Consider the following 1,490-nt stretch of genomic DNA (forward strand, 5'->3'; position numbering starts at 1 on the left):
CCGGCCCCCCGCGGCCCCCCCCGGCGCGCCCCCCCCCGGCCGGGGGGGGGGCCCCCGGTCGGGGGCGCCGGCCGGGGCCCCCCCACGGCCCTACTTGGTCTGGGCCTCGGCGTACCAGCGCTCGTTGGCGGCGCCGTTGCAGTCCCAGAGGTCCAGGGCACTGCCGTTGGTGGTGTCCCAGCCGTGGACGTCCAGGCAGAGGCCGGACGCCTGGTGGACGAGCGAGCCGTCGTACCGGCGGGTCCAGTTCTGGACCGTCGGGTCGCCGCAGAGCTGCGCGGTGACCCGGGTGCCGTTGGCGACGGGGGTACCCGCCGTGCCGAGGCAGAGCCCGGTACTGACCTTGATCTTGTTGTCCGAGGTCAGCGTGAAGTGCTGGCCGTCGCCGTTCGAGCAGTCGTTGATCGCCAGGAGGGCGCCCTGGGCGCCGCCCTGGCCGTCCAGGCACTTGGTGCCGGGGAGGGCGGAGCGGATCTGGACCGACGAGTCGGTGGTGGCGACGGTGTTCACCTGGGGGTCGGTCAGGGCGTACGGGTAGACCCGCACGTCGCTGACCGCTCCGTCGATGTAGTTGTCGCCCGGGTAGCGGTCGGAGATCGCGCCGCCGATGTTGACCGCGCCGTGGGCCTTGAAGGTGCTCGACACCTGGGTGCTGCCGACGGCGCTGCCGTTGACGTAGAGGGTGGCGATGCGGGTCAGGGCGTTGTACGAGCCGGTCAGGTGGGTCCAGACGCCGGTCTGGGCCTTGGTGCGGCCGGTCCGGTCGTAGGCGGCGAAGTAGCCACCGGTGTTGTAGTTGTCCGAGTCCGGCAGGACGAAGGTCCAGTTGCCCAGGTTCCTCGAGTACTGCAGGTAGAAGGGGCTCTGCTCCTGGCCGGTGACCGACAGGATCGTCGGGTAGCCGTTCATGTTGGTGAGGGTGTTGAGCTTCACCCAGGCCGAGACGGTGTAGCTCTGGGTGGTGTCCAGGCCCGGGGTGGTGCCGTTGGCCGCGACCGCGTTCTTGGTGCGGTACAGGGTCGAGCCGTTGAACACCGTGGCCTTGCCGGCGGTGCCGTTGTGGTCGGTCGTGAAGGCGGCCTTGGCCGGGTACGTGGTGGCCGGGTCGCCGTTCGGGTAGAGCGGGTTCTTGTCCGCGTCGCCGGTGTCGCCGCTGGTGCGGCCGTCGAGCGTCCACTGGGACGGGTTGACGGCGGTGCTGGCGACGGTGCCGGGGCCGTCCTCCCACACGTAGCCGGCGGTCGGGTTGCCCGGGGTGGTGGGCCTGCCCCACCAGATGTCGATGGAGCCGTCGGCCTTGGTGCCCCAGAGGGCGGCGTTGCCGCTGCCGGTGATGTCACCGTCCGAACCGAGGGAGGTCCAGGTGCTGGTGGACGCGTAACCGATCTTGGCATTGGTGGCGATGCCGGTGAGGGTGGGGACCATCAGGGGCTTGCCGGTGGGGTCGTTGACGGGCTGGCCCTGGTTGTCGGTGGCCAGGACGGTGCCGG

The 1,490-nt window shown here is 71.3% G+C and carries 1 protein-coding gene; it reads right to left on the reverse strand.

From position 1 onward, the window contains the following. Positions 1 to 90: 90 nt before the first annotated feature. The coding region (locus ACFWXO_RS45285; protein WP_380533101.1) for a LamG-like jellyroll fold domain-containing protein at positions 91 to 1,490 on the reverse strand (1,400 nt) is incomplete at its 5' end.

This window comes from Kitasatospora sp. NPDC059088, assembly GCF_042738155.1.
Taxonomy (GTDB): domain Bacteria; phylum Actinomycetota; class Actinomycetes; order Streptomycetales; family Streptomycetaceae; genus Kitasatospora.